Here is a 21,853-nt window from a genome sequence, read left to right as displayed (position 1 = left end):
GCTTAGTTGTCCACGCTCTGGCCGAAACTGCCAACAGCTGAACTAGCCCCACCAAAACTTGAACCTACAGTCTTAGCCCGCTTCGCCGTCGTACGTTCTGCGTGCTTGTTGTAGGTAGCGTCCCGCATGGCGCGCAATGCAGCTTTGCGGTTTTCGCCCTCTAGCCGATCCGTAAAGAGGACACCGTCGAGGTGATCTGTTTCGTGCTGGAAGCAGCGGGCCAACATACCTTCGGCATCAACTACTACCGGGTTGCCATGTATGTCCACGCCAGTGGCCCGGGTGGTTTTCCGCCGGCGCACGGGGAAGCTAATACCGGGGATGGACAGGCAACCTTCTACAACGTCGTCCTGAAAATCATCACTGTTCTCCAGCACGGGGTTGATGATGTGTCCCTCAACACCGTCAATTCGGTAGGTGAATACTCGTTGGCTCACGCCGACCTGCGGCGCCGCCAAACCTGCGCCATCAACGTCTTCCATGGTTTCAGTCATGTCAGCCACCAGCCGGGCCAGTTCTGGCCCAAATTCGGTGACCGGATCGGCAACAGTCCGCAGTACTGGGTCACCAATAATGCGAATGTTCAGAATTGCCATGCCTGTAATGTCCTAACGTTGTGTTCCTGCATCGTGCCGTAGCCAGCTTTCGCAGAGGGGCCTGCTCAATCGCCCACTCAGGTGGCCTCTACCTAGTTTAGTCGCCGCACTCGAATCCGCGGACTGGCTTAGACAGCACAACTATCGCGGTGGCGCGAGCGGCAGTAGCGCCGCACCAGCGGCTTGAGAATCCCCTGAGGCTTCCCACACTCGCCGCAATGCGCAAAACTTCCACCAGTGATGTTTCAACACCTCAGGATTGGCGCGCTGTGGCCGAACTTCGGTCTCGCCAATAGCCACGGCCAGGAGTAGCGGCGATTCTCCGTACTGCCAAGATTCCCACTCCCCTGCTGCGCCGTCTACCAGGCTCTCTTCCGCCTTCATACCGGCCACCAGCTGCATTACAACCTTGTCATCAAGAGCTTTGACGGCGCCGTCGCGGGTGGTGCCCTTAGTTTTGTAGTCGATCAAACAAATTCTGCCGTTGATCTTTGCTACCAAATCAAGGGTCCCGGCGTAACCCACACTCTGATTCCACACGGTGATCTCAGGAGCCAACGGTTCTACTTGATACTGCTCCCACCATTGATCAAAACGGGCAGCGAAAGCTTCTTCTCCGTTGGCCGCGAGCAACTCGCGGCTTTCTGGCAAGGTATGCGGCCGGCCCAAGGTACGCAGTGCGTATTGCTCACAATAGTTATGGACGCGATCACCACGTGCTGCAGCAGCGTCACGATATTCAACGGCAGCATTCGAGGCCCGTTGAACAGCTTGCCGAAGCTTTCCAGGACTTGCTAATGCTCCACCCAATGCAGGGTCTTTGGATAGGGCACTCGCTCCCATATAGCTGAACCAACCATCCAAACCGTGTGGTTGTTGAGAGATCACGGTGGTGATTGACGGAACAATTGCCTGCTCCGAGGTGGAGCGGGCATACATTCTGCCGCGTTCAGTTGCATGAGCTAGAAGTGGTGCAGTCATAGATAGAACTCTTCCACAAGCCACTGACAAATCTGGAGGCTCACCATTCGTTGGCCCCGCATTTACCATGCTCCACCGTCGTGGTGGTTATACAAGACGGGTATACAAAAAACCCGCCAGCTCCACGTTTTCTGTGTGCTGACGGGTTTCCTCAGGGTGGGCGATACTGGGTTCGAACCAGTGACCTCTTCGGTGTGAACGAAGCGCGCTACCACTGCGCCAATCGCCCCTGCTGTACCCCAAGGATCGTCGTTCCTCTCGGCGAGGTTCGCAATGAACTTTGGTGCATATGAATGCTAACCGGACTTTGGCCAGCTGACCAATCCTAGGGCGCCTGGACGGTTCCAAAATTACATGGATGTAAGTCACACCCGGTTGCCCCGCGTTCGATTTGGACTTTCCTTGAACCTCCTATAGAGTTTTTACTCGTTGGAGCGCGGGTAACGCACTTGAAAGAGTGAAGAACATCGACTCCATCTGCGGACGTAGCTCAGCTGGTAGAGCACCACCTTGCCAAGGTGGATGTCGCGAGTTCGAATCTCGTCGTCCGCTCGCAGGACACTGTCACAGTAATCTCACTGAGAATTACTAACACGGTGGGTTGGCCGAGAGGCGAGGCAGCGGCCTGCAAAGCCGTATACACGGGTTCGAATCCCGTACCCACCTCGGTGAAAACCCTGGTCTTGTGACTGTAAAAGGTCAGCAAGAACATAGGGGCGATTGGCGCAGCGGTAGCGCGCTTCCCTGACACGGAAGAGGTCACTGGTTCGATCCCAGTATCGCCCACTCAAGTGCGCAAGCACTTGTAACGGATGGATTTCCATCCGTGCGGACGTAGCTCAGCTGGTAGAGCACCACCTTGCCAAGGTGGATGTCGCGAGTTCGAATCTCGTCGTCCGCTCTCTTTTTTTGTTAAAACGAGCATAAAACTAAAGGAGTCAGCCCCTAGGGTTGGCTCCTTTTACGTCTCCCCAAAACCTCCCGCTGTGAACCGCGAAGAACGCCAGCAACCGATTACGCCCACAGAAAAAACCTTGGCAGTTGCTTTTCACAGCGCTAGGCTCTTCGACAGAGGAGCGAACTGGCTCCGCAATTGAAGGGAGGTGCCCGTGTCTGTATTTGACGATCTAAAGGGCAAGGCGCAGGAACTGATCAACAGCAATTCGGAGGCCATCAAGGATGGCATCGAAAAAGCTGGTGATTTTGTCGACGAAAAAACCGGCGGCAAGTTCGCAGGTCAGGTAGACGCAGTCCAAAAGGGTGCCTCCGACTTCGTTGAAAAGAACGACAACGACGGAACTCCGGCAGCCTAAATACCTGTCGCCGTAGGGTCCTCTACACTGCTCGAAAGAGCACGTGAACAAGGTTCCTAGGCCCAAAGAATGTCAAAGAGGCGTCGGTCCTGCCGTGAGGTGGCACCGACGCCTTTGGCGTTTAACGATGTGAGCTAGGACGGCTCGTGATTCTGCCCCTCGCGAGCCAAAGCTGTCAGTCGCGAAACGGCGCGGAAATACTTTTTCATATACCCGCCAGCCATCATTTCTTCGGTGAACAGCTTGTCAAAAGGGACGCCACTAGCCAAGATCGGCACATCTTTGTCATATAGGCGGTCCGCAAGAACTACAAAACGCAGGGCCACTGCTTGCTCGGTGATGGTGGTGACGTTTTTCCACACCACACCATCTATGCCGTCAATCAGTTGGCGGTAGCGGCTGGGGTGAACTCCGGCGAGGTGCGCCAAGAGGGTAGAAAATTCGTCAACTGCCACCGTTTTTGAGCCGAATTCGGCATCCATATGATGTTGAAGTTCGTCGTTGCGCAATGGTGCCGGAGCTGCCGGCAGTCCACGGTGACGGAAATCTTCGCCGTCGATCTTGATGACATCAAATTGATCGGCCAGGACTTGAATTTCGCGTTTGAAGTCCACAGCAGCGAACCGCCCCTCCCCCAAGGAACCGGGCAAGGTGTTGGATGTTGCAGCAAGCTTTACACCGGCGTCTGCCAATTCACGCATCAATCGGGACATCAGAACCGTGTCCCCCGGGTCGTCTAGCTCAAATTCGTCGATGCAGACTAGGGTGTATCCGCTCAGCGCTTCAACGGTTTTACGGAATGAAAGTGCGCCCACCAGGTTGGTGTACTCCACAAAGGTGCCGAAGGCTTTAGGTCCGGGAACTAAGTGCCATAGTGAAGCCAACAAGTGGGTTTTTCCCACACCGAATCCGCCGTCTAGATAGATGCCAGCCTTGGCAACGCTCTTTTTACCGAACAGGCGAGAAAACAAACCTCCGGAAGTGTTGCCCACACCCGCAGCGAACTCCTGCAAAGCCTTTACCGCGGCAGCCTGGGATGGCTGGGAAGGGTCCGGGCGGTAACTCTCAAAAGAAACTTCGCCAAAACGAGTTGAGGGGTGGAATCCGTTGAGGATCTGCTCGGCCGAGACTGACGGCGTTCGGGCAGCCAGTTGTTCGATCTGTACCAAAAGGATTCCATTCTCTTTGTTACTTGCGTGCCCCGGGCTTGTTGTTGGTGCAGAGCCAGAATACCGCCCGTCACCGCACACAGTAGAACCGGGACCAAGCGAGATGGCCCTGGCCCGCACGTTGCGCAGTGTTAATCATCCGGAAGATTTCAGGGCTCCACGTGGTTAGTGTTAGATGCACACGTACGCCATTGCTTCAGCTGAATTCGTTTGAAATGAACTATCAGCATGAATGGCGTCCAAGCCCCACACATGAAAGGCCACCCTCATGAGCTATGAAGTGGACTCCAACGACAAGTTTGCTGGCTATGCCCATCCCGAACGTTTAGTGTCAACGCAGTGGCTGGCAGATCAAGTTGCGGCAGGCGCCTTGAATAACGGCGAACTGGTTCTTCTTGAGTCTGACGAAGACGTTCTGCTCTATGAAGTTGGCCACATTCCGGGAGCACTCAAGATAGATTGGCACACCGATCTCAATGATGAAGTCACGCGTGACTACATCAGCGGCGAGGCATTCGCCCAGCTTGCCTCACGCTTAGGAATCTCGCGCGAAACCACCGTGGTCATCTACGGAGACAAGTCCAACTGGTGGGCTTCCTACGCGCTCTGGGTCTTTACCCTTTTTGGTCACGAGGACGTTCGTTTGGTGGACGGTGGCCGTGACAAGTGGATTGCCGAAGGTCGCGAACTCAGCACTGACAAACCGGTAGTCACCCCAGGCGAATACCCCATTGTGGAACGCAATGATGCTCCCATCCGAGCCTTCCGCGAAGACGTCCTGGCCCACTTCGGCAAGCCGTTGATCGACGTTCGTTCCGCGGATGAATACACCGGGGCGCGCACTCACATGCCCGCCTATCCAGAAGAAGGCGCTTTGCGAGGTGGACACATTCCGACCGCAGCATCTATCCCGTGGGCACGCGCTGCTGCCGAAGACGGTACCTACCGGAGCCGTGAAGAACTTGAGGCTTTGTACTTGGGTGAGGCCGGACTGGCCGCTGGGGATGACATAGTTGCCTACTGCCGCATTGGTGAGCGCTCCAGCCACACGTGGTTTGCGCTCAAGTACCTCTTGGGCTTCGATTCGGTACGCAATTATGACGGTTCGTGGACTGAATGGGGAAACGCAGTCCGTGTTCCCATCGTCAAGGGTGCTGAGCGCGGCTCGGTTCCTGCCAACGCTTAGGGCACCGGTAGAGTTGAACGCATGACCAGCACTAATCTCCCGGCGGCTTTGGCCGAAATTGTTGACGATTTCCAGGCACTCGAAGAGCGTGACCGGCTGACATTGTTGCTCGAGTTTTCAAAAGAATTGCCCGACCTGCCCGAGCGGCTCGTGGATCATCCCGAGCTGCTCGAGCAGGTAGTGGAATGTCAGTCCCCTTTGTTCCTGACCTTGGAGATGAACGGCAACCAGCCCGAAAGCACTGTGGACTTGTTCTTCAAGGCACCGGCAGAGGCACCCACCACTCGAGGATTTGCAAGCGTACTCCACGAAGGTCTTGACGGTCTCAGTGCTGCCGAGATCCTGGCCGTTCCGGATGATATGCCCGAACTTCTTGGACTAACGCGGATCATCACTCCCCTACGGATGCGCGGAATGACGGCGATGCTTGGACGGATCAAGCGGCAAGTACAAGCGCGGATTAGCTAGAGATTGGCTAAAACATCACGCGCCGCCAAAGGCGGTGAAGGGACACGTGCGACGGCGGTGCTCGCGGCTGCTGGTATTAGCTTCACCGTGCATAAATATCACCACAGCGCAGACAATACCGCTTATGGGCTTGAGGCGGCGACGGAACTCGCCATTGACCCGGCCCGGGTCTTCAAAACATTGATGGTGGACCTCGGCGGTTCCGTTGCTGTGGCGGTGGTTCCGGTCAGCGGAACACTAAACCTCAAAGCTATCGCGAGCGTTTTGGGACAGAAAAAGGCCGTGATGGCCGATCCCACCCTTGCTACTCGCCGCAGCGGATACGTTCTGGGCGGCATCTCCCCCTTTGGTCAACGGCAGAGTTCCCCAACAGTTCTGGACGCCTCAGCTATGGACTTCAGCACTATTCTGGTCTCTGGTGGTCAACGTGGAATAGACATTGAAGTGAACCCTCAGGACCTGCTGGACTTCTTAGGAGCCGTGTCCGCGGACATCCGCGATCACTCCTAAGCGGCATCCAGCTCAGTCTCCGGTGCGGGAGCTGCCGGGGTTATTTTTGGGCTTAAGCTCACGTAGCAACCAGCTACTGACTGTCTCGTCCCATTTTTGAGGATCAACATTCCACTCTTTGGTGTGGCGAGCCGTTTCAAAGGGCACAAAGGTCACGATTTCCGGGTTCTTCTGCGCAAGATGTGCTGATGGACCGTAGGGGACGTATTCGTCGTCCACACTATGCAGAATCAAGGTGGGCGTCCTTAGCTCGACGGCTCGCGCCACCCAGTCCATCGACTTCAAGTTAACTGGTGCTGCCAAGCCAGTAAGCCGCCTACCCACAGGATGGGTGAGGATCATCTGGCCGTAGCGTCCAACAAGGGACGGAATACGGTTCAGCTGGGCGTGGTGAGCCAAGACGGTAACCCAATTGATGACCGGAGCATCCAAGACCATGGCCCGAATGTGGCCACGGTTCCGGGACAGATCCGCCGTCTGCAAAGCGATGGCACCACCCATGGACCAGCCGAACAACACGACTTCTTTGGCTCCGCTACTCAGCGCAAAAGCAATGGCAGCTTCCACGTCTTCCCACTCAGTTGACCCCAGACCATAGCGACCGTCCTGCGCAAGGGGCGCTTCGCCGTCGTTCCGGTAAGAAATTAGCAACGAAGTTAAGCCCAGTTCCCTTGCCACCTTGAGCGAACGCAGACCCTCTAAGCGGCTAGCTCCGCGCCCGTGAATCATAATCGCCCAAATATCCGGTTGCTGCCGAGCGTCAGCGGCTGGCTCGACTAACCAAGCCGGAGCTTGACCGCCGGTAACGTCCAAAAGAACTTCCTGCGCCGGATAGCCCAACGTTTGCGGGTTGGGGTAAGTGGCTCCGCTCCAATACCCCCGCCGCGCTTGTTTGAGATCACCGCTATAAACCTCCTGCACCTCACGCGATACTGTCCCCTCCGCCGGAGCATAGGACAGGATTCTTCCGATCCTGGCGTGACCACGTCCTTGGTCGAAAAACAGACTGTAAGTCCCGGGCACTGTGACATCGTCATTGGCTTTGAGGATCACTTCGAGAGAATTTTTTCCTTGCACCACGGCAAGGATTTCTTGATCCTCCACACGGATCGCTGTGGGCGTAATAACCCTTCGGGCAAAGTAGGTGGCCAGCGCCGAGCTTCCGGCTGCCACGAGTGCAGCCGCCCCTACGCCAATCCCCGTACCGGCCAAAGTCCACCGTAAGACTTTGTGGTCGCTTGAGAGCGAAGAAGCTGTATTGGACGCGAGCGGTGCCTGGGCGCACTGAGGATTGGCCATAGAACCATTCTTACAAGTTCTTGGAATTCGTGTAGTCAGCAACGCGCGTGGGCTTAGTGTTGTTCCATGAGCGAGCCAATCATCATCATGACCGAAGAAGTCCTCGGCGCCGAGGATCGAGCCAACATATCCGAACTCCTAGACGGTACTGACGCTCCCCTGCATCTTCTGGTGCCGGCGGACACCGAACGCCACTTGCTTGTGGACTTCCTGGACCACCTCTCCCTCTTGGAATTTGCTGAGGCCTTCCGCGAACTGAGCGCCAAGGCGCCCAACCCTGCTGAAGTGCACGCAAGTGCTCAAGGAATTCTGGACAGGTCCCTCACGGCACTTGCTGGTCTGGGCTCAGAGGTGAGCGGGGAAGTTTCGGACGGCGACCCGGTCGATGCTTTGGTGGCTAAAGTCCGCGAGCTTGGGGCCAGCCAGGCTGTGGTGATTACTCGCCCACACGCAGTTGCCGATACATTCCGGACTGACTGGGCCAACCGTGCCCAGCAAGCCTTGGGCCTACCCGTACTGCACCTCTACGCTGGCTCGGGATTTATTGGCGACTCCTAAACGTTGTAGGAGTGGGGACAAAGCATTAGATCTAGGCAGTGGAGGACCAACATGACTTCAGAAACCCAAGCAAGCAGCACCGGAGCTAACGCAAAAACAGAAGAACAGTGGCGCGAGGAACTCACCCCGGAGGAATACCAAGTTCTCCGTCAGGCTGGCACTGAACGTCCCTACACCGGCGAGTACTGGGATTCTCACGATCAGGGCGAGTACGCATGCCGGGCGTGTGGTGCCACCCTCTTTACGAGCGCGGAAAAGTTTGATTCCCACTGTGGCTGGCCCTCGTTTTGGGCTCCGCTTGCCGAAGGTGCAGTGCGTTATATCCATGACCGGACTATGGGAATGGAAAGGATCGAAGTGCGCTGCGCCTCGTGTGATTCGCACCTGGGCCATGTTTTTGAGGGCGAAGGCTACGAAACCCCCACAGACCAGCGCTTCTGCATCAACTCAATTTCCTTGCGCCTTGTGCCCTCCGGAGATGCCTGAGCATAACTCTTTCTTTGGCTCAGTCCATTTTTCGATTAGTAACTCTTAGGTCTTGCTAGGCTCACAGCAGACCCGAGCATTACCAACATCGAGGACCGAGCACCAAGGAAAGCGAGCCAACCATGACCGCAGCAGCACTGACCACCAACAACGGCATAACCGCCGACAATGAATACTGGTTGGCCATCAAGTCTGCGGCCATGGTGCTCCAAGGCATGCAAACCCAGAACGGTGCCATCGAGGACCCAGCTCATCATGCTCAAGCCGGTGCCGCCGTTGACATCCTGGTAACTGCGGTGGCGGAACTCGCTCCCCATTTTGAGCACGACGCCGAATACCTGACTGCAGTTCAGGCCGACCTTAAGGCGTGGGCTAAGGGCGGATTTGCAGAACCCGATTTCCTGGATTCCCTTCTGGCATTCCAACCTCAGCTGCAGCGGACTAACGGACTGCAGCACCTTGTTCTGTTCCCGATGTACACCCAAAATGGCAGCACCAACCGCTGGGTAGAAGCTGTGCTGATTGAGGTCATTTGGCCCGACTTCATCAACGAACTCGAGTCCGGCGACTACTCCAACAAGTTGTTTGTTCCCATCAGCTTTATTGACTTCACCCCCGGCTACAACACCAACTCTGCTGTGTTGTTCCCCGAAACCGTTGCCGTCCGCGAGACGCCCTCCTTCACGTGGGGAGCCATCTTTGCCGATCGTGAAGCCGCTCGCTTCCGCCGAGTCCTAGAAGCAGCTGCAGAGACCACCCGCCTTGAGCTCCCTGCCGGTGCCGCGGAAATGCTTGATGATCAGCAACTCACCCAAGAGACCTTTGTGATGTGGGACCTGATTCACGACCGCACCCACATGCGCGGCGATCTCCCCTTTGATCCTTTTATGATCAAACAACGGATGCCGTTTTTCCTCTACTCCCTTGAAGAGCTCCGCTGTGACCTCACCGCCTTCCGCGAAGCTGTCCGGATCCAGAGCGACGAAGAAGCCTCAGAGCAAGCTCGCCGCCACGCTGAGCTTGTTCAATACGCCGTGATTTTTGACCGCATTTTCCGCTTTGCTATCACCGGTAGCCGAGTGCGCAACTACGACGGCCTCGGTGGCCAGCTGCTTTTCGCTTGGATGCACCAACACCACGTTCTGCACTGGACGGACAGCCGCCTGAGCATCGATTGGGCCGAGGTCCCTGAAGTTGTTATTGCTCTAGGCGAAAGCATCGAAGAGTTGTATTGGCGCTCCATCGACCGGCCCAAAACCGCTCACTGGCTTGCCGCCTATGAACTCATCTCCAACACCTTGACGCCCAACCCTGCATCAACTTGGGCCAAGGGGCCCGAAGCCTTGCCACTGGACGGCCCGCCGCGCGGGCTCACTGACCAAGTTCTCGACGACGAGTTCCCGCTCTCGATGTTCTACGAGGCGCTCGAAAAGAAAATGCACACCGTGATCGAATCAACCGCCGGCATCACCGGGGCCACGGCATTGCACACCAACACAACAACGGAGTGATGGTTATGAGCCCGGCTACAAAGCGAACAATTGTTGTCGCTGGAGGCAGCTCCGCCTCCGGCATCAACACCGCCGCGGCCTTTAGCCAGGCTGGCTTTAAGGTCTACACAGTTGGCTCCAACAGAGACCGCATTGCTGCGGCTGCCAGTCAGGCAGGCGCTGAGGTAGTTGCAAAAACATGCGACCTCAGCGACTTCGCAGCCGTGCAAAAACTCGGCGCCGAAATTTTGGCTGAGGCTGGGCGCATTGATGGGCTGATGCACCTGGTTGGCGGCTGGCGCGGCGGCAAAACACTTGCTGAGCAAAGCGATGAAGACTGGGACTTTTTACACCGGCAATGCGTGGGCACTTTGCGCAACACCAGCAGAGCCTTTTATTCAGCCTTGGTGGACACTGGTGGACGCTTTGCCATCATCAGCTCCACAGCCCTTGAGACACCAACGGCCGGCGGCGCCAACTACAACGCCGCAAAAGCTGCCGCAGAGGTGTGGACTCAGGGTGTTGCCCAAGGTTTCGGCCAAGAAGCCGGAGGCCAAGACCATGGGCAAGCCGCCGCAACGATTTTCCGAGTCAAGGCCCTACTGGACAATGACATGATCGCCGCACATCCAGAACGCAAATTCCCGGGTTTCACCCACGTCGCCCAAGTAGCCCAATCCGCCGTCGGACTTTTTGATCAGGCTGCCGAGGACGTCAACGGCCGCACCATAACCCTTCCCGCACACACTGACCTTTCCCCGCACTAAGCTGAAAGCGTGAACGATTCTGTGACTGATACCGCTCTATCCCCTGCTGCAACACGCTTGCACAACCCCAACTCCCGGGGTTTTGCCTCAGACAATTACTCCGGCGTACACCCGGAAGTCTTGGCTGCTCTTGCTGCAGCCAATGATGGGCACCAAGTGGCGTACGGCGAAGACGTGTACACCCAACGGCTCCTAGAAGTGATGGAAGGCTTGTTCGGCGCTGGCATCGAGATTTTTCCAGTCTTTAACGGCACCGGCGCAAACGTCCTGAGTTTGCAGTCGCTCTTGCCACGCTGGGGTGCTGTGGTGTGCGCCAGCACCGCCCACATCAACATGGACGAGAACGGTGCGCCGGAGCGCATTGGTGGAATGAAGCTGCTGCAAGTTCCCACCAGTGACGGCAAATTGACACCGGAATTGATCGACCGCGAAGCGTGGGGCTTTGGCGACGAACACCGTGCCCAGCCGCTGGCAGTATCCATCACCCAGACCACCGAGCTCGGCACGTGCTACACAGCAGAAGAAGTGAAAGCCATTGCTGATCATGTCCATTCCAAGGGGATGAAATTGCATATGGATGGCGCCCGCTTAGCGAACGCTGCAGCTCATCTTGGAATCCCGGTGCGGGAGTTTACCCGCGATGCTGGCGTGGACATTTTGTCCTTCGGCGGCACCAAAAACGGGCTGGTCTTTGGCGAAGTGATTGTTGTGATGAATCCTGAAGCCGCCCCGGGACTGACGTACCTCCGCAAAATGAACATGCAGCTTGGTTCAAAGATGCGTTTTATGTCAGCACAATTTATTGCCCTGCTAGAAAATGATCTCTGGTTACGTTCAGCAGGACACGCCAATGCCATGGCCACCCGACTTCGTAGCGCCGTGGAGAGCATCCCCGGCATCGCTGTTACCCAGAGCACCGAGTCGAACGGCGTTTTTGCCATCTTGCCCGCCGCAGCGGCCAACAAAGTACGCGAACAGTTCCGCTTTTACGATTGGGACGAGGCCCGCTCAGAGGTCCGTTGGATGTGCTCATTCGACACCACCGAGGCGGACGTTGATGCCTTAGCAGCAGCACTGCGTCAAGAGCTCATCACCGAATAGTTAGGAGTGTCACCGGTGCTGTGCGGCGTGCCTCGCGCTCCGTATGGCACCGGGGGCATATTCTGCTGTGGTGAGCGCCATAGCACAACTGCCCTCAGAATTCCTGAGCGCCCTGGGATCCTTGCGAAAAGCCCAGTGCCGTCCTGAATTGCGCCTAGACGAGATTCCGGCACCGGCACGCCTAGCCCCCTACGCGGTAGCAATGGGTGCCGAAGTAATCGGCGATGCCTTCCCTGCCGGTGTCACACCCTTGCACGGCCCGGCCGCACTGGCCGCAAGCGACGAAGACGCGCCCGAGCTCGCAACCGGGCGATTTATCCTGCTCCACGATCCCCATGGGTCAACCGTATGGGGTGGGCAGTTCCGGATCGTCACCTACATCCGTGCCCAGCTTGAAGCAGACATGGGCAATGACGAGATGCTCAGTTCAGTAGCCTGGACTTGGCTTCTAGACGCCCTTGCCGCCCACAACGCAGACTTCCATGCAGCCGGCGGCACTGCGACAAGGATTCTCTCAGAAAGCTTTGGAAGTTTAGCCGAGCGCCCTGCCGCCATTGATATTGAGCTGCGCGCGTCATGGACACCCGGCAGTGCTGACATTCAAGCTCACCTCGAAGCCTGGTCAGAAATGGTCTGCACTTTCGCAGGCCTTCCCCCTCTCCCGGAAGGAGTCGCGGCCTTGCCGCACCGGCGTCGCAACTGAAGTCGCTAAACTTAGTGCCACCATGACCCCAAAGAATCTGGACATTACCGCGGCCGGCGCTCCGACCGCTGAATCCGAAACCACCATCAGTGTGGAAGGTTTCGACGGTGGAGTCCCCGCCGTCGTCGAACTTGATACACCACGCGAAGGCGTCCCCTCAGTGGTGGCCACCCCTGAAGCCCTGGAACGTTGCGCAGCGGCGCTTGCTGCGGGCACCGGACCAGCCGGTGTTGACGCCGAACGGGCAAGCGGTTTTCGCTACGGACAACGTGCCTTTTTGGTGCAAATCCGCCGCGAAGGAGCCGGTACGTGGTTGATTGACCCAGAACCGTTTGATGATCTGAAAATCATCGATGATGCACTCGCAGGCACCGAATGGATTCTGCACGCAGCTAGCCAAGACCTACCGTGTTTGTCCGAACTAGGCATGTGGCCGTCACGGTTGTTTGACACCGAGTTGGCAGCTCGCATTGCTGGCCTGCCGCGAGTGGGGTTGGCCGCTGTGATTGAACAACTGCTTGGTTTCTCGCTCGCGAAGGAACACTCCGCTGCCGACTGGTCCACTCGCCCCTTGCCGGATCCGTGGTTGAAGTATGCGGCACTTGACGTTGAAGTTCTCAGTGAATTGCGCGACGAGTTGGTTGAGCTTTTGGAGCGCGACGGGAAACTCGGCTACGCCCTGGAGGAATTCCAGGCGATTCTTGATGCCGGGATCCCAGCCCCCAAGCCGGAACAGTGGCGCAGGACCTCGGGTTTGCACCAGATTCGAGACCGAACCCAACTCGCAGCGGTCCACGAGTTGTGGATGGAGCGAGATCAACTGGCACGGAAGCGAGACGTTGCCCCCGGCCGGCTTATCCCCGACGCAGCCCTTGTGGCTGCTGCGAAGGCCATGCCAACCACTGTTCCGCAGCTCCTGAGCACCAAGGGCTTCCACGGTAGGGCTGCCCAAAGGGAAGCGCCACGCTGGTTGCGCTGCATTCAAGCTGCACGGTCACTCGAAGAGCTGCCGCCGCTTCACGTACCAACCAATGCTCCGCCGCCGCCACGCGTTTGGGCAGATCGGGACCCCGTAGCCGCAGCACGCTTGACGACAGCGCGGGCGGCTCTCCAAGAGCTCTCCATTGAACTCAATATGCCCATAGAAAACTTGCTAACCCCTGATACGTTACGACGCTTGGCGTGGTGGCCACCGATAGAGATCACCGCCGAGTCCATCAAGGCACAAATGGCCGAATTAGGGGCCAGAGCTTGGCAGATCTCGTTGACCGCTGAACCGATTCTGAACGCTTTCCTCAACCCGGATCCACTGCAAGAAAAGTAGCATTCGCGCGCCGTGTTGCAGGCTAAGTTACTCGCAAGTAACATTGCAGATATTGTTGCCGGATCAAAGTATCCGGAGCCACTATCTCAACGAGGAGTAGCACGTGAGCCAAGAATCAGGGATCCGGCGCAACCGGGCTGTTCGAGACGTTGTTTTTGTTGACGGTGTCCGCACGCCTTTTGGTAAAGCAGGCGAGAAAGGCATCTACGCAGGTACACGCGCAGATGATTTGGTGGTGAAGTGCATTCGGGAACTGATCCGCCGCAATCCTTCACTCCCACCTGAGCGAATCGACGAAGTTGCCATCGCTGCCACCACGCAGACCGGCGATCAGGGGCTCACCATTGGCCGCACCGCCGCTCTTTTGGCCGGGCTCCCCCGCACCGTCCCCGGGTTCGCCATCGACCGTATGTGTGCTGGTGCGATGACTGCAGTTACCACCACCGCATCCGGCATCGGCTTTGGTGCCTACGATGTAGTGATTGCTGGCGGCGTGGAACACATGGGAAACCACCCCATGGGTGCCGGCGCAGACCCCAACCCCCGCTTCGCCGCGGAGCGTTTGGTTGACCCAGCTGCTCTGAACATGGGCAACACGGCAGAGAACCTTCACGACCGATTCCCGGCCATCACCAAAGAGCGCACCGACGCCTATGCCGTTCAGTCCCAGAACAAGCTCGCTGCAGCCTACGAAGCCGGCAACATCCAGCCCGATCTGGTCCCCGTTGCCACCATCAAACCGGGTCAAGGCTGGACGCTCAACTCCGTGGACGAGCCGCCCCGGCCAGGAACCACCACTGAAGATTTGGCTGGACTGCGCACCCCATTCCGGGCTCACGGCCGCGTCACGGCTGGTAACGCAGCAGGTTTGAACGACGGTGCAACTGCCGCAATCCTGGCCTCCTCCGACGCTGCAGAAGAGCTCGGTTTGAACGTCAAAATGCGTTTGGTGAGCTACGCCTTCGCGGGCGTTGAACCAGAGGTGATGGGCATTGGACCCGTCCCGGCCACGGAGAAGGCACTGAAAAATGCTGGCCTTTCCATCGATGACATTGGGCTTTTTGAAATCAATGAAGCCTTCGCCGTACAAGTCCTCAGCTTCTTGGACCACTTTGGGATTTCCGACGACGACCCGCGCGTCAACCGTTACGGTGGCGCAATCGCTGTTGGTCACCCGCTGGCCTCGTCCGGTGTGCGGTTAATGAACCAGCTGGCACGCCAATTTGAGGCTGATCCTTCCGTTCGTTACGGCATCACCACGATGTGCATCGGGCTTGGTATGGGCGCGACTGTCATCTGGGAAAACCCGCACCACGCTGACTACAACACCGATTCAATTGCCGCAGGAGCCGCAGCATGAGCACCACAACCTTCTCTCAGCTCGCAGAACTCGTTCCAAACGAAACCATTACCCACTCCTACGTCAAAGACATCCCCCTTCCCGGCGTCGACGGCGGCAAGAGCCCGGGCATACTGGCTTTGGTCACGCTCGACAACGATCTTGACCACCGCAAGCCCACAACACTGGGACCGAACACTTTGCTGGAACTCCAAGGCGTCTTGGAGCAGTTGGGCGACCGTGCCAAGCGCGGCGAGATTGCCGCCGTCGGAATCACCGGTAAGCCCTACTTCTTGGTAGCTGGCGCTGACCTGTCCGCAGTCAAGAGTCTCCGAACCCGCGACCAGGGTTTGGCTATGGCTAAATTGGGCCACAGCGTGTACTCCACCCTCTCTGGCTTGGACGTACCCACGTTCTGCTTTATCAACGGTCTCTCACTCGGTGGCGGACTCGAGATCGCGCTGCAGTCCGATTACCGAACGATCTCCACTGGTGCCGGTGCGGTTGCTCTGCCCGAAGCATTTTTGGGGCTTGTCCCCGGGTGGGGCGGCGTGTACCTTCTGCCGCGCTTGATCGGCCCAGAAAACGCCGTCAAGGTCATGATCGAGAACGCGCTGAACAACAACCGGCCACTCTCCGGGCCTCAGGCGTTCGAACTGGGAATCGCTGACGCCATTTTTGAACCAGCCGACTTCATTGAGCAGTCCATTATCTGGGCTGCCGGTGTCCTCGCCGGCAAAACTACCCCCGCGCGCGCTAACGCTGTTGACCCCACTGACCCAGCGGTGGCAGAGCGCTGGGCCAAGGCTGTAGCCGCTGGACGTGCCGTAGTGGAGGCTAAGACCTCAGGTGCAGCACCTGCTCCCGGCAAGGTCTTAGACGTACTGGAAGCAAACCGTACTCTGAGCCAGAGCGAATCTGCGGAGCTGGAATGCGATGCGCTAGCGGAGCTGATGCAGACAGACGAATTCAAGTCCACCGTTTACGCTTTCTTGGACCTAGTCCAGCGACGCTCCAAGCGCCCGGCCGGTGCACCAGACAAGTCGCTGGCACGCCCCATCACCAAAGTTGGTGTTGTGGGTGCCGGGCTGATGGCTGGTCAACTGGCGCTGCTGTTTGCAAAGCAGCTTAAGGTGCCGGTGGTGTTGACTGACATCGACCAGGCACGCGTAGACAAGGGTGTTGCTTACATCCACGGCGAGATCGATAAGCTCTTGGCCAAAAAGCGGATTAAGCCCGACGCCGCAAACCGCACTAAAGCGTTGATCACCGGCTCCGTGTCAAAAGAGGTATTCGCCGACGCCGACTTTGTGATTGAGGCAGTCTTCGAAGAGCTCAACGTCAAGAAGTCAGTGTTTGCTGAAGTCGAGGCAATCGTCTCCCCCGAGTGCATTCTGGCCACCAACACCTCTTCCTTGTCCGTAACGGAGATGGCGAAGGACCTGAAAAACCCAGAGCGTTTGGTGGGCTTCCACTTCTTCAACCCTGTTGCAGTGATGCCGCTGGTTGAAATTGTGCGCGCGCCAAAAACCGATGACGCAGTTCTTGCCACCGCCTTTGTGCTGGCTAAGAACCTCAAGAAGACGGCCGTGTTAGTCAAGGACGCAGCTGCATTTGTAGTCAACCGGGTACTTTTGCGTTTGATGGGCGAGGTTATTGCAGCATTCGATGAAGGCACTGATCCCGCCGTGGCTGACAACGCTTTGCGCCCCATGGGCTTGCCAATGACTCCGTTTACCCTCGGCGCCATGGTTGGTCTGCCGGTGGCTCAGCACGTTCAGGAGTCCTTGCACGCGGCGTTCGGTGATCGCTTTGCGGTTTCCGAGAATCTGCAGAAGCTGATCGACAACGGCATCAAAACCATCTGGGCTCCAGGCGCTGACGGCAAGCAGGAAATCCCGGCGGAGACCCTTGCTCTCTTGAGCTTTGGAAACTCACCGTCTACTTCCGAACAAGTGCTCACCCGCGTTCAAGATGCACTGGCCGAAGAAATTGGCCTGATGCTCAAGGAAGGCGTTGTGGCAGGTCCCGAGGACATTGACCTTTGTATGATTACGGGCGCCGGCTGGCCTTTGTTCTTGGGCGGTGTTACACCGTATCTGGACCGTGTAGGTGCTTCCGAGCGGATCAACGGCCAGCGTTTCCACAGTGAGGACGCCAACGCCTAAGTGGCGAGCTAGCAGTTGTACAGCACAAAACTAATGGGTGGTTGAGCTCCAGATGCGGAGCTCAACCACCCATTACTTTTATGCAGGTTATTGGGCTGCTGTTCTTCTAAGCCTTCGAAATCAGCGACTCAGAACAAAGCGACCTTTGGTGTTTTGGGGAAGATTTGGTCCAGCTCTTCAAGATCCTCATCTGAGAGGTACCAGCCGGCTGCCTCTGAGTTCTCTACAACTTGCTCAGGGCGAGTGGCCCCGGCAATTACACTGGCAACTGACGGCTGCGCAGCGAGCCAAGAGAACGCCAACTGCACTTCAGTAATGTCACGGGCGCGAGCAAATTCGCCGAAGGCACGCAGTTGCTCAAAGTCCGCTTTCTCCAAGAGGTTGCTTCGGCTGTGGGACAGGCGCGAGCCTTCCGGAGCCTTGCCGGAAGAGTATTTGCCGGTCAACAAACCATTGGCCAACGGGAAGTACGGAAGCACACCCAAACCATAGGCTTCAGCTGCCGGGGTTACTTCCAGCTCTGCGCGTCGGTCCAAAAGGTTGTAGTGATTCTGCGAAGAAATGAAACGTTCAGTACCCAGTGCCCGTGCAGTGAATTCAGCCTCGGCGATCTGCCAGCCTGCCCGGTTCGAGTGCCCAATGTAGCGGACCTTTCCTGAACGCACTAAGTCATCAAGAGCGCTGAGCGTCTCTTCAATGGGCGTTAGCGGGTCTGGCGTATGGAACTGGTACAAGTCGATCCACTCGGTTCCGAGTCGACGCAGAGAGGCTTCTACAGACGCCACGATGTAACGGCGCGAGCCACGAGCACCGAAGTCGTTGCCGTTAGCCCCTTCCATGTCCATACCGAACTTGGTGGCCACAACAACGTCATTACGCCGACCCTGCAGGGCTTTGCCCAGCATAGTTTCACTCAAACCTTTTTCACGCCCGTAGACGTCAGCAACGTCGAACAGTGTGATGCCAGCATCAATCGCAGCATGGACGACGGCGTCAGTGCCGGATTGTGATTCGGTGACAGTTCCCGGCCGGCCTAGGTTGTTACAACCCAGCCCTACGGTAGAGACAGTCAGTCCAGAAGTACCTACACGGCGATATTCAGTCATAAAAGTTACCCTAACGAGAAAGTCTTGGCAGCGGCTGGAAGGTGCTTCGCCTTGATGTTTTCGATGTCGTTGTACGGGGCCACACCAATACTCAATTTGGTGAAGTCCAAGTTTGCTTCACGCAAGCAAACCTTGAGGCCTTGGACGGCCCTCGTGGCATCCGGGACGATGCAAAAAATGTTCAACTTACCGTTGCTCATCTCGGTACGGTCCACGATGCCAATACCCCGCCAGGCGAAGTATTCAATGATGGTTCGTTCTGCTTTGTCCTGAAGGTATTTATCCCGGTCTGTGCCCGTTGGTGATTTGAGGGAGTACTGCGCCACCGCCCAGAATTGCTCTTCAAGTGGCACATCCACAAAATCATCTGCTTCGCATTGCGCCGCAAATGCGGTCAACAAAGCGTCTGCTGCTTCGGTGGATTCAACGTCAGTCTCTTCAGTTTTGCTCTGATGCCCCACCGTGCCAAAGTTCACCACCACTTGTTCGGTGACTTCGTCATACCATGCCTCGCGGAACTGGAGGATTCCCTCGTCGTCGCGTTTGTAAACCCGGATGATTCCGCTCATTAAAGTTCTGCTCTCTTTCCTGCGACGCTCTCAGCCACCGGCTCGGCGTCAAATAGTGCATAAAGCTTTTCAAACCATGCAGCCGCCGAACCGTCAAAGGGGCCGGTGCTCTGCTCAAGGTGTTCAAAGAGTTGGTCTGCTGCGTTACGAGTTGCAGCAATCAGCTCTTGGGGGTAGCCAAAAATCTCTTGGTGCTCAAGGAATTCGTCTTCATCGTCGATGTAGTCACCTCGGGTGGTGGAACGAACCACGTCTAGGTCCATATCAATCGCCGAAATTTCCCAGCCGGCAGGCCGCATGGGGGTCCACTTGGAGTGGCTAACGATGTCCGCATAAACGCGGAAATCGCCGGGATGTTGATGGTCAAAGAACTCCACCATGTATTCAGCACCAGAGTTAGCCGTGAGCCGAGGAATCAATAACAACACCGGCGAACGCGAATACAGGCCCACACCTGGCCTGCTCAAAAGCGTCCCCGCTGGCCTAGCCAGCCACACCCCGTGATGGTCCTGCCCTAAAGCTTCGCTCGCATACAGCCAGTGGGCACCGCCGTTATATTTGCGGTGACGAACCACCACAAGGTCACCCACTTGAGGCCCCTCGGAGTCTGTGCCGAACTCGCTAAAGCTCATAATGTTGGCATGCTCCCGGTGGTGGGGTGCGCTTGGCCCGGGAGTGGACGGGCAAACGGTACTTTGGTTCCCAGAACTTGAGCGACGACGTCGTGCGTGATCTGCTGCGCCGTCAGGCCAACCCGTGCAAGGACTTGTGAACGCGAACCGTGATCGAGGAATTCAGCCGGCAGGCCCACCTCGTTGAGGGCAGTGTCTACACCTGCCGCGCGCATTTCCTGGCGGATACGCGAACCAACACCACCTGTGCGGACACCATCTTCAATGCACACCACAAGCCGGTGCCGTGCGGCCAAGGCAATCACTGAGCGGGGCACAGGCAGCACCCACCGCGGGTCCACCACGGTTGAGCTGATCCCCTGATCTCCCAGGCGGCTGGCAACGTCAAGAGCTAGCTCGGCCATGGCACCGACACTAATAATCAGCACATCGTTTTCTGAACTGTCTGCGGGGCGACGAGCCAGTACGTCCACACCGTCGGAAAGACGCTCAAGTGCATCAATCTCCGCACGAACTTCGCCTTTAGAGAATCTGACAACGCTCGGAGCGTTTTCGATTTCCACGGCCTCGCGCAGTTCCTCACGCAACCTCGTGGCGTCTCGCGGCGCACTCAGGTGCAGTCCGGGGATACTCTGCACCAGCGCCATGTCCCACATTCCGTGGTGGCTTGCGCCGTCCGGTCCAGTGACCCCGGCGCGGTCCAAAACGATGGTGACACCGGCCTTGTGTAAGGCCACGTCCATCAAAAGCTGATCGTAGGCCCGGTTCAAAAAAGTTGCGTAGATGGCAACTACCGGGTGCAAACCACCAAAGGCGAGGCCAGCCGCGGCCGTGAGGGCGTGCTGTTCTGCGATGCCAACGTCGATCACTCGTTCGGGGTGATTCTTGGCGAACTTGTGCAAACCAACCGGAATCAGCATTGCACCGGTAAGCCCAACAACGTCCTCACGTTCATCGGCAATAGCGGCGATTTCATCAGCAAACACGCTGGTCCAGGAAGCGTTGCCTGATGCTTCGGTGGGCTGCCCTGTTTCCGGGTCAATCACACCAACAGCATGGAACTGGTCAGCCTCGTGCGCGCGGGCTGGCGCATAACCGTGGCCCTTTTCGGTAATCGCGTGCACAATAACTGGTCCCGCATAATTCTTGGCTTTGGAGAGGGCGTCTTCAAGCGCTGGCAGGCTGTGACCATCGATTGGGCCGATGTATTTCATGCCCAGATCCTCGAACATACCTTGAGGAGCCCACCAGTCTTTGAGCCCCTTTTTGGTAGCGTGCAGGCTCTTGTAAGTAAATTGGCCCACCATGCCGCCCTCTTGGAGCCGCTTCTTCCACCAGTCCAGTGTTCCCTCGTAGGCCGGAGCTGTACGCAACGAATCAATCGTGGGGCGCAAAGTTGCCAAGTACTGCGCAAAACCGCCCACTGTTGGCGCGTAGGAACGCCCATTGTCATTGACAACAATGACGACTTTTCGGCGTTTGTCCGCAGCAATATTATTCAGCGCTTCCCAGGCCATACCACCTGTCAGTGCACCATCACCTATAACGGCCACTGTGTAGCGATCATCTTGGCCAGTCAGCTGGCGTGCACGCGAGATGCCGTCAGCCCAAGAAAGTGACGAGGAGGCGTGAGAGCTCTCCACGATGTCATGCTCCGACTCAGCGCGTGAAGGATATCCGGAGAGCCCGTGTTCTTGGCGCAGGGTTGAGAAGTCCTGGCGCCCGGTAAGGAGCTTGTGCACGTATGACTGATGGCCCGTATCAAAGATGACCGAGTCCTGAGGCGACTGGAATATTTTGTGGATCGCGATAGTCAGCTCAACTACACCGAGGTTGGGGCCCAAATGGCCACCGGTCTGGGCGACGTTGGTGATCAGAAACATCCGAATCTCCTCTGCTAGTTCCTCAAGCTCTGCTGTGCTCAGCTGCTCAAGGTCTTGCGGATTTTGGATGGTCTCCAAGAGTCCCAACGGCCCCTCCTTAGGGTGTTTGACGTGCTCGTTAACTTTAGCGCGTTCCCGGATGGACACATCCGAAAAAAGCAGAAGGCCCCCGCCGGTGCAAACCAGCGGAGGCCACGCCGTGCCC

Annotated in this window: 21 protein-coding genes and 5 tRNA genes; 17 read left to right on the top strand and 9 right to left on the bottom strand. The window is 57.3% G+C overall.

What is annotated here, in order from left to right; translation table 11 throughout:
* Positions 1–2: 2 nt before the first annotated feature.
* From def to ACQQCD_RS10330, 3 genes are all read right to left on the bottom strand, one after another.
* A complete protein-coding gene (gene def / locus ACQQCD_RS10340; protein ID WP_430268304.1) occupies positions 3–596 on the bottom strand; it encodes a peptide deformylase in 594 nt (197 codons plus the stop codon).
* Positions 597–737: 141 nt separating this feature from the next.
* Complete coding sequence (locus ACQQCD_RS10335; protein ID WP_430268303.1) at positions 738–1,577, bottom strand: cytochrome; 840 nt, start codon at positions 1,575–1,577, stop codon at positions 738–740.
* A 157-nt stretch (positions 1,578–1,734) separates the two neighbouring features.
* Positions 1,735–1,806: transfer RNA gene (locus ACQQCD_RS10330), tRNA-Val, on the bottom strand.
* 250 nt (positions 1,807–2,056) lie between these two features.
* On the opposite strand from ACQQCD_RS10330, the gene ACQQCD_RS10325 reads away from it, so the two are divergent.
* From ACQQCD_RS10325 to ACQQCD_RS10305, 5 genes are all read left to right on the top strand, one after another.
* A tRNA-Gly gene (locus ACQQCD_RS10325) sits at positions 2,057–2,129 on the top strand.
* 43 nt (positions 2,130–2,172) lie between these two features.
* Positions 2,173–2,243: transfer RNA gene (locus ACQQCD_RS10320), tRNA-Cys, on the top strand.
* Positions 2,244–2,291: 48 nt separating this feature from the next.
* A tRNA-Val gene (locus ACQQCD_RS10315) sits at positions 2,292–2,363 on the top strand.
* Between the two features lie 42 nt (positions 2,364–2,405).
* Positions 2,406–2,478 (top strand) — tRNA-Gly (locus ACQQCD_RS10310).
* 202 nt (positions 2,479–2,680) lie between these two features.
* On the top strand, positions 2,681–2,890 hold the full coding sequence (locus ACQQCD_RS10305; protein ID WP_430268302.1) for an antitoxin: 210 nt from the start codon (positions 2,681–2,683) through the stop codon (positions 2,888–2,890).
* 134 nt (positions 2,891–3,024) lie between these two features.
* Here the strand turns inward: ACQQCD_RS10305 and zapE are convergent, their stop codons facing one another.
* Positions 3,025–4,059, bottom strand: a complete 1,035-nt coding sequence (zapE, locus tag ACQQCD_RS10300; RefSeq protein ID WP_430268301.1) for a cell division protein ZapE — start codon at positions 4,057–4,059, stop codon at positions 3,025–3,027.
* A 268-nt stretch (positions 4,060–4,327) separates the two neighbouring features.
* Between zapE and ACQQCD_RS10295 the strand changes: the two genes are divergently transcribed.
* From ACQQCD_RS10295 to ybaK, 3 genes are read left to right on the top strand one after another with little or no spacing between them, the layout of a single operon-like run.
* Positions 4,328–5,245 (top strand): sulfurtransferase, encoded by a 918-nt coding sequence (locus ACQQCD_RS10295; RefSeq protein WP_430268300.1) that lies wholly within the window; start codon positions 4,328–4,330, stop codon positions 5,243–5,245.
* 21 nt (positions 5,246–5,266) lie between these two features.
* The gene (locus ACQQCD_RS10290; RefSeq protein WP_430268299.1) at positions 5,267–5,713 is read left to right on the top strand and encodes a SufE family protein; all 447 of its coding nucleotides are present in this window, start codon (positions 5,267–5,269) and stop codon (positions 5,711–5,713) included.
* A gap of 3 nt (positions 5,714–5,716) precedes the next feature.
* Complete coding sequence (gene ybaK, locus ACQQCD_RS10285; RefSeq protein ID WP_430268298.1) at positions 5,717–6,223, top strand: Cys-tRNA(Pro) deacylase; 507 nt, start codon at positions 5,717–5,719, stop codon at positions 6,221–6,223.
* Between the two features lie 12 nt (positions 6,224–6,235).
* On the opposite strand, the gene ACQQCD_RS10280 is transcribed toward ybaK, so the two are convergent.
* Positions 6,236–7,522 carry an alpha/beta hydrolase family protein gene (locus ACQQCD_RS10280; protein WP_430268297.1) on the bottom strand — a complete coding sequence of 429 codons (1,287 nt, stop codon included), beginning with the start codon at positions 7,520–7,522 and terminating at the stop codon, positions 6,236–6,238.
* A gap of 66 nt (positions 7,523–7,588) precedes the next feature.
* On the opposite strand from ACQQCD_RS10280, the gene ACQQCD_RS10275 reads away from it, so the two are divergent.
* The 9 genes from ACQQCD_RS10275 to ACQQCD_RS10235 all read left to right on the top strand — a co-directional run bounded on the left by ACQQCD_RS10275 (position 7,589) and on the right by ACQQCD_RS10235 (position 17,458).
* Entirely contained in the window at positions 7,589–8,080 is a 492-nt protein-coding gene (locus ACQQCD_RS10275) for a hypothetical protein (protein WP_430268296.1), read from the top strand.
* 51 nt (positions 8,081–8,131) lie between these two features.
* On the top strand, positions 8,132–8,566 hold the full coding sequence (gene msrB, locus ACQQCD_RS10270; protein WP_430268295.1) for a peptide-methionine (R)-S-oxide reductase MsrB: 435 nt from the start codon (positions 8,132–8,134) through the stop codon (positions 8,564–8,566).
* 122 nt (positions 8,567–8,688) lie between these two features.
* Positions 8,689–10,077, top strand: coding sequence for a DUF6421 family protein (locus tag ACQQCD_RS10265; RefSeq protein ID WP_430268294.1), 1,389 nt, complete (start codon positions 8,689–8,691; stop codon positions 10,075–10,077).
* Between the two features lie 5 nt (positions 10,078–10,082).
* Positions 10,083–10,823 (top strand): SDR family oxidoreductase, encoded by a 741-nt coding sequence (locus ACQQCD_RS10260; RefSeq protein WP_430268293.1) that lies wholly within the window; start codon positions 10,083–10,085, stop codon positions 10,821–10,823.
* Between the two features lie 9 nt (positions 10,824–10,832).
* Entirely contained in the window at positions 10,833–11,924 is a 1,092-nt protein-coding gene (locus tag ACQQCD_RS10255) for a threonine aldolase family protein (RefSeq protein ID WP_430268292.1), read from the top strand.
* A gap of 67 nt (positions 11,925–11,991) precedes the next feature.
* Positions 11,992–12,627: a DUF3000 domain-containing protein gene (locus tag ACQQCD_RS10250; RefSeq protein ID WP_430268329.1), complete on the top strand. Its 636-nt coding sequence runs from the start codon at positions 11,992–11,994 to the stop codon at positions 12,625–12,627.
* 22 nt (positions 12,628–12,649) lie between these two features.
* Positions 12,650–13,951: an HRDC domain-containing protein gene (locus tag ACQQCD_RS10245; RefSeq protein WP_430268291.1), complete on the top strand. Its 1,302-nt coding sequence runs from the start codon at positions 12,650–12,652 to the stop codon at positions 13,949–13,951.
* A gap of 103 nt (positions 13,952–14,054) precedes the next feature.
* Positions 14,055–15,311 (top strand): thiolase family protein, encoded by a 1,257-nt coding sequence (locus tag ACQQCD_RS10240; protein ID WP_430268290.1) that lies wholly within the window; start codon positions 14,055–14,057, stop codon positions 15,309–15,311.
* The gene (locus ACQQCD_RS10235; RefSeq protein ID WP_430268289.1) at positions 15,308–17,458 is read left to right on the top strand and encodes a 3-hydroxyacyl-CoA dehydrogenase NAD-binding domain-containing protein; all 2,151 of its coding nucleotides are present in this window, start codon (positions 15,308–15,310) and stop codon (positions 17,456–17,458) included. Before ACQQCD_RS10240 ends, ACQQCD_RS10235 begins: the two co-directional genes overlap by 4 nt.
* 128 nt (positions 17,459–17,586) lie before the next feature.
* Here ACQQCD_RS10235 and ACQQCD_RS10230 read toward each other — a convergent pair whose 3' ends face one another.
* From ACQQCD_RS10230 to dxs, 4 genes are read right to left on the bottom strand one after another with little or no spacing between them, the layout of a single operon-like run.
* A complete protein-coding gene (locus ACQQCD_RS10230; RefSeq protein WP_430268288.1) occupies positions 17,587–18,564 on the bottom strand; it encodes an aldo/keto reductase in 978 nt (325 codons plus the stop codon).
* A gap of 5 nt (positions 18,565–18,569) precedes the next feature.
* Entirely contained in the window at positions 18,570–19,133 is a 564-nt protein-coding gene (locus tag ACQQCD_RS10225; RefSeq protein WP_430268287.1) for a hypothetical protein, read from the bottom strand.
* Positions 19,133–19,765, bottom strand: a complete 633-nt coding sequence (locus tag ACQQCD_RS10220) for a DUF402 domain-containing protein (protein ID WP_430268286.1) — start codon at positions 19,763–19,765, stop codon at positions 19,133–19,135. Before ACQQCD_RS10220 ends, ACQQCD_RS10225 begins: the two co-directional genes overlap by 1 nt.
* The gene (gene dxs, locus ACQQCD_RS10215) at positions 19,762–21,735 is read right to left on the bottom strand and encodes a 1-deoxy-D-xylulose-5-phosphate synthase (protein WP_430268285.1); all 1,974 of its coding nucleotides are present in this window, start codon (positions 21,733–21,735) and stop codon (positions 19,762–19,764) included. Before dxs ends, ACQQCD_RS10220 begins: the two co-directional genes overlap by 4 nt.
* Between the last annotated feature and the right edge of the window lie 118 nt (positions 21,736–21,853).

The organism is Pseudarthrobacter sp. J1763, from assembly GCF_050490295.1.
Taxonomy (GTDB): Bacteria; Actinomycetota; Actinomycetes; order Actinomycetales; family Micrococcaceae; genus JBNPEO01.
Note: the sequence above shows the minus strand (reverse complement) of the source record. Positions and strands in the feature narration are given on the sequence as shown.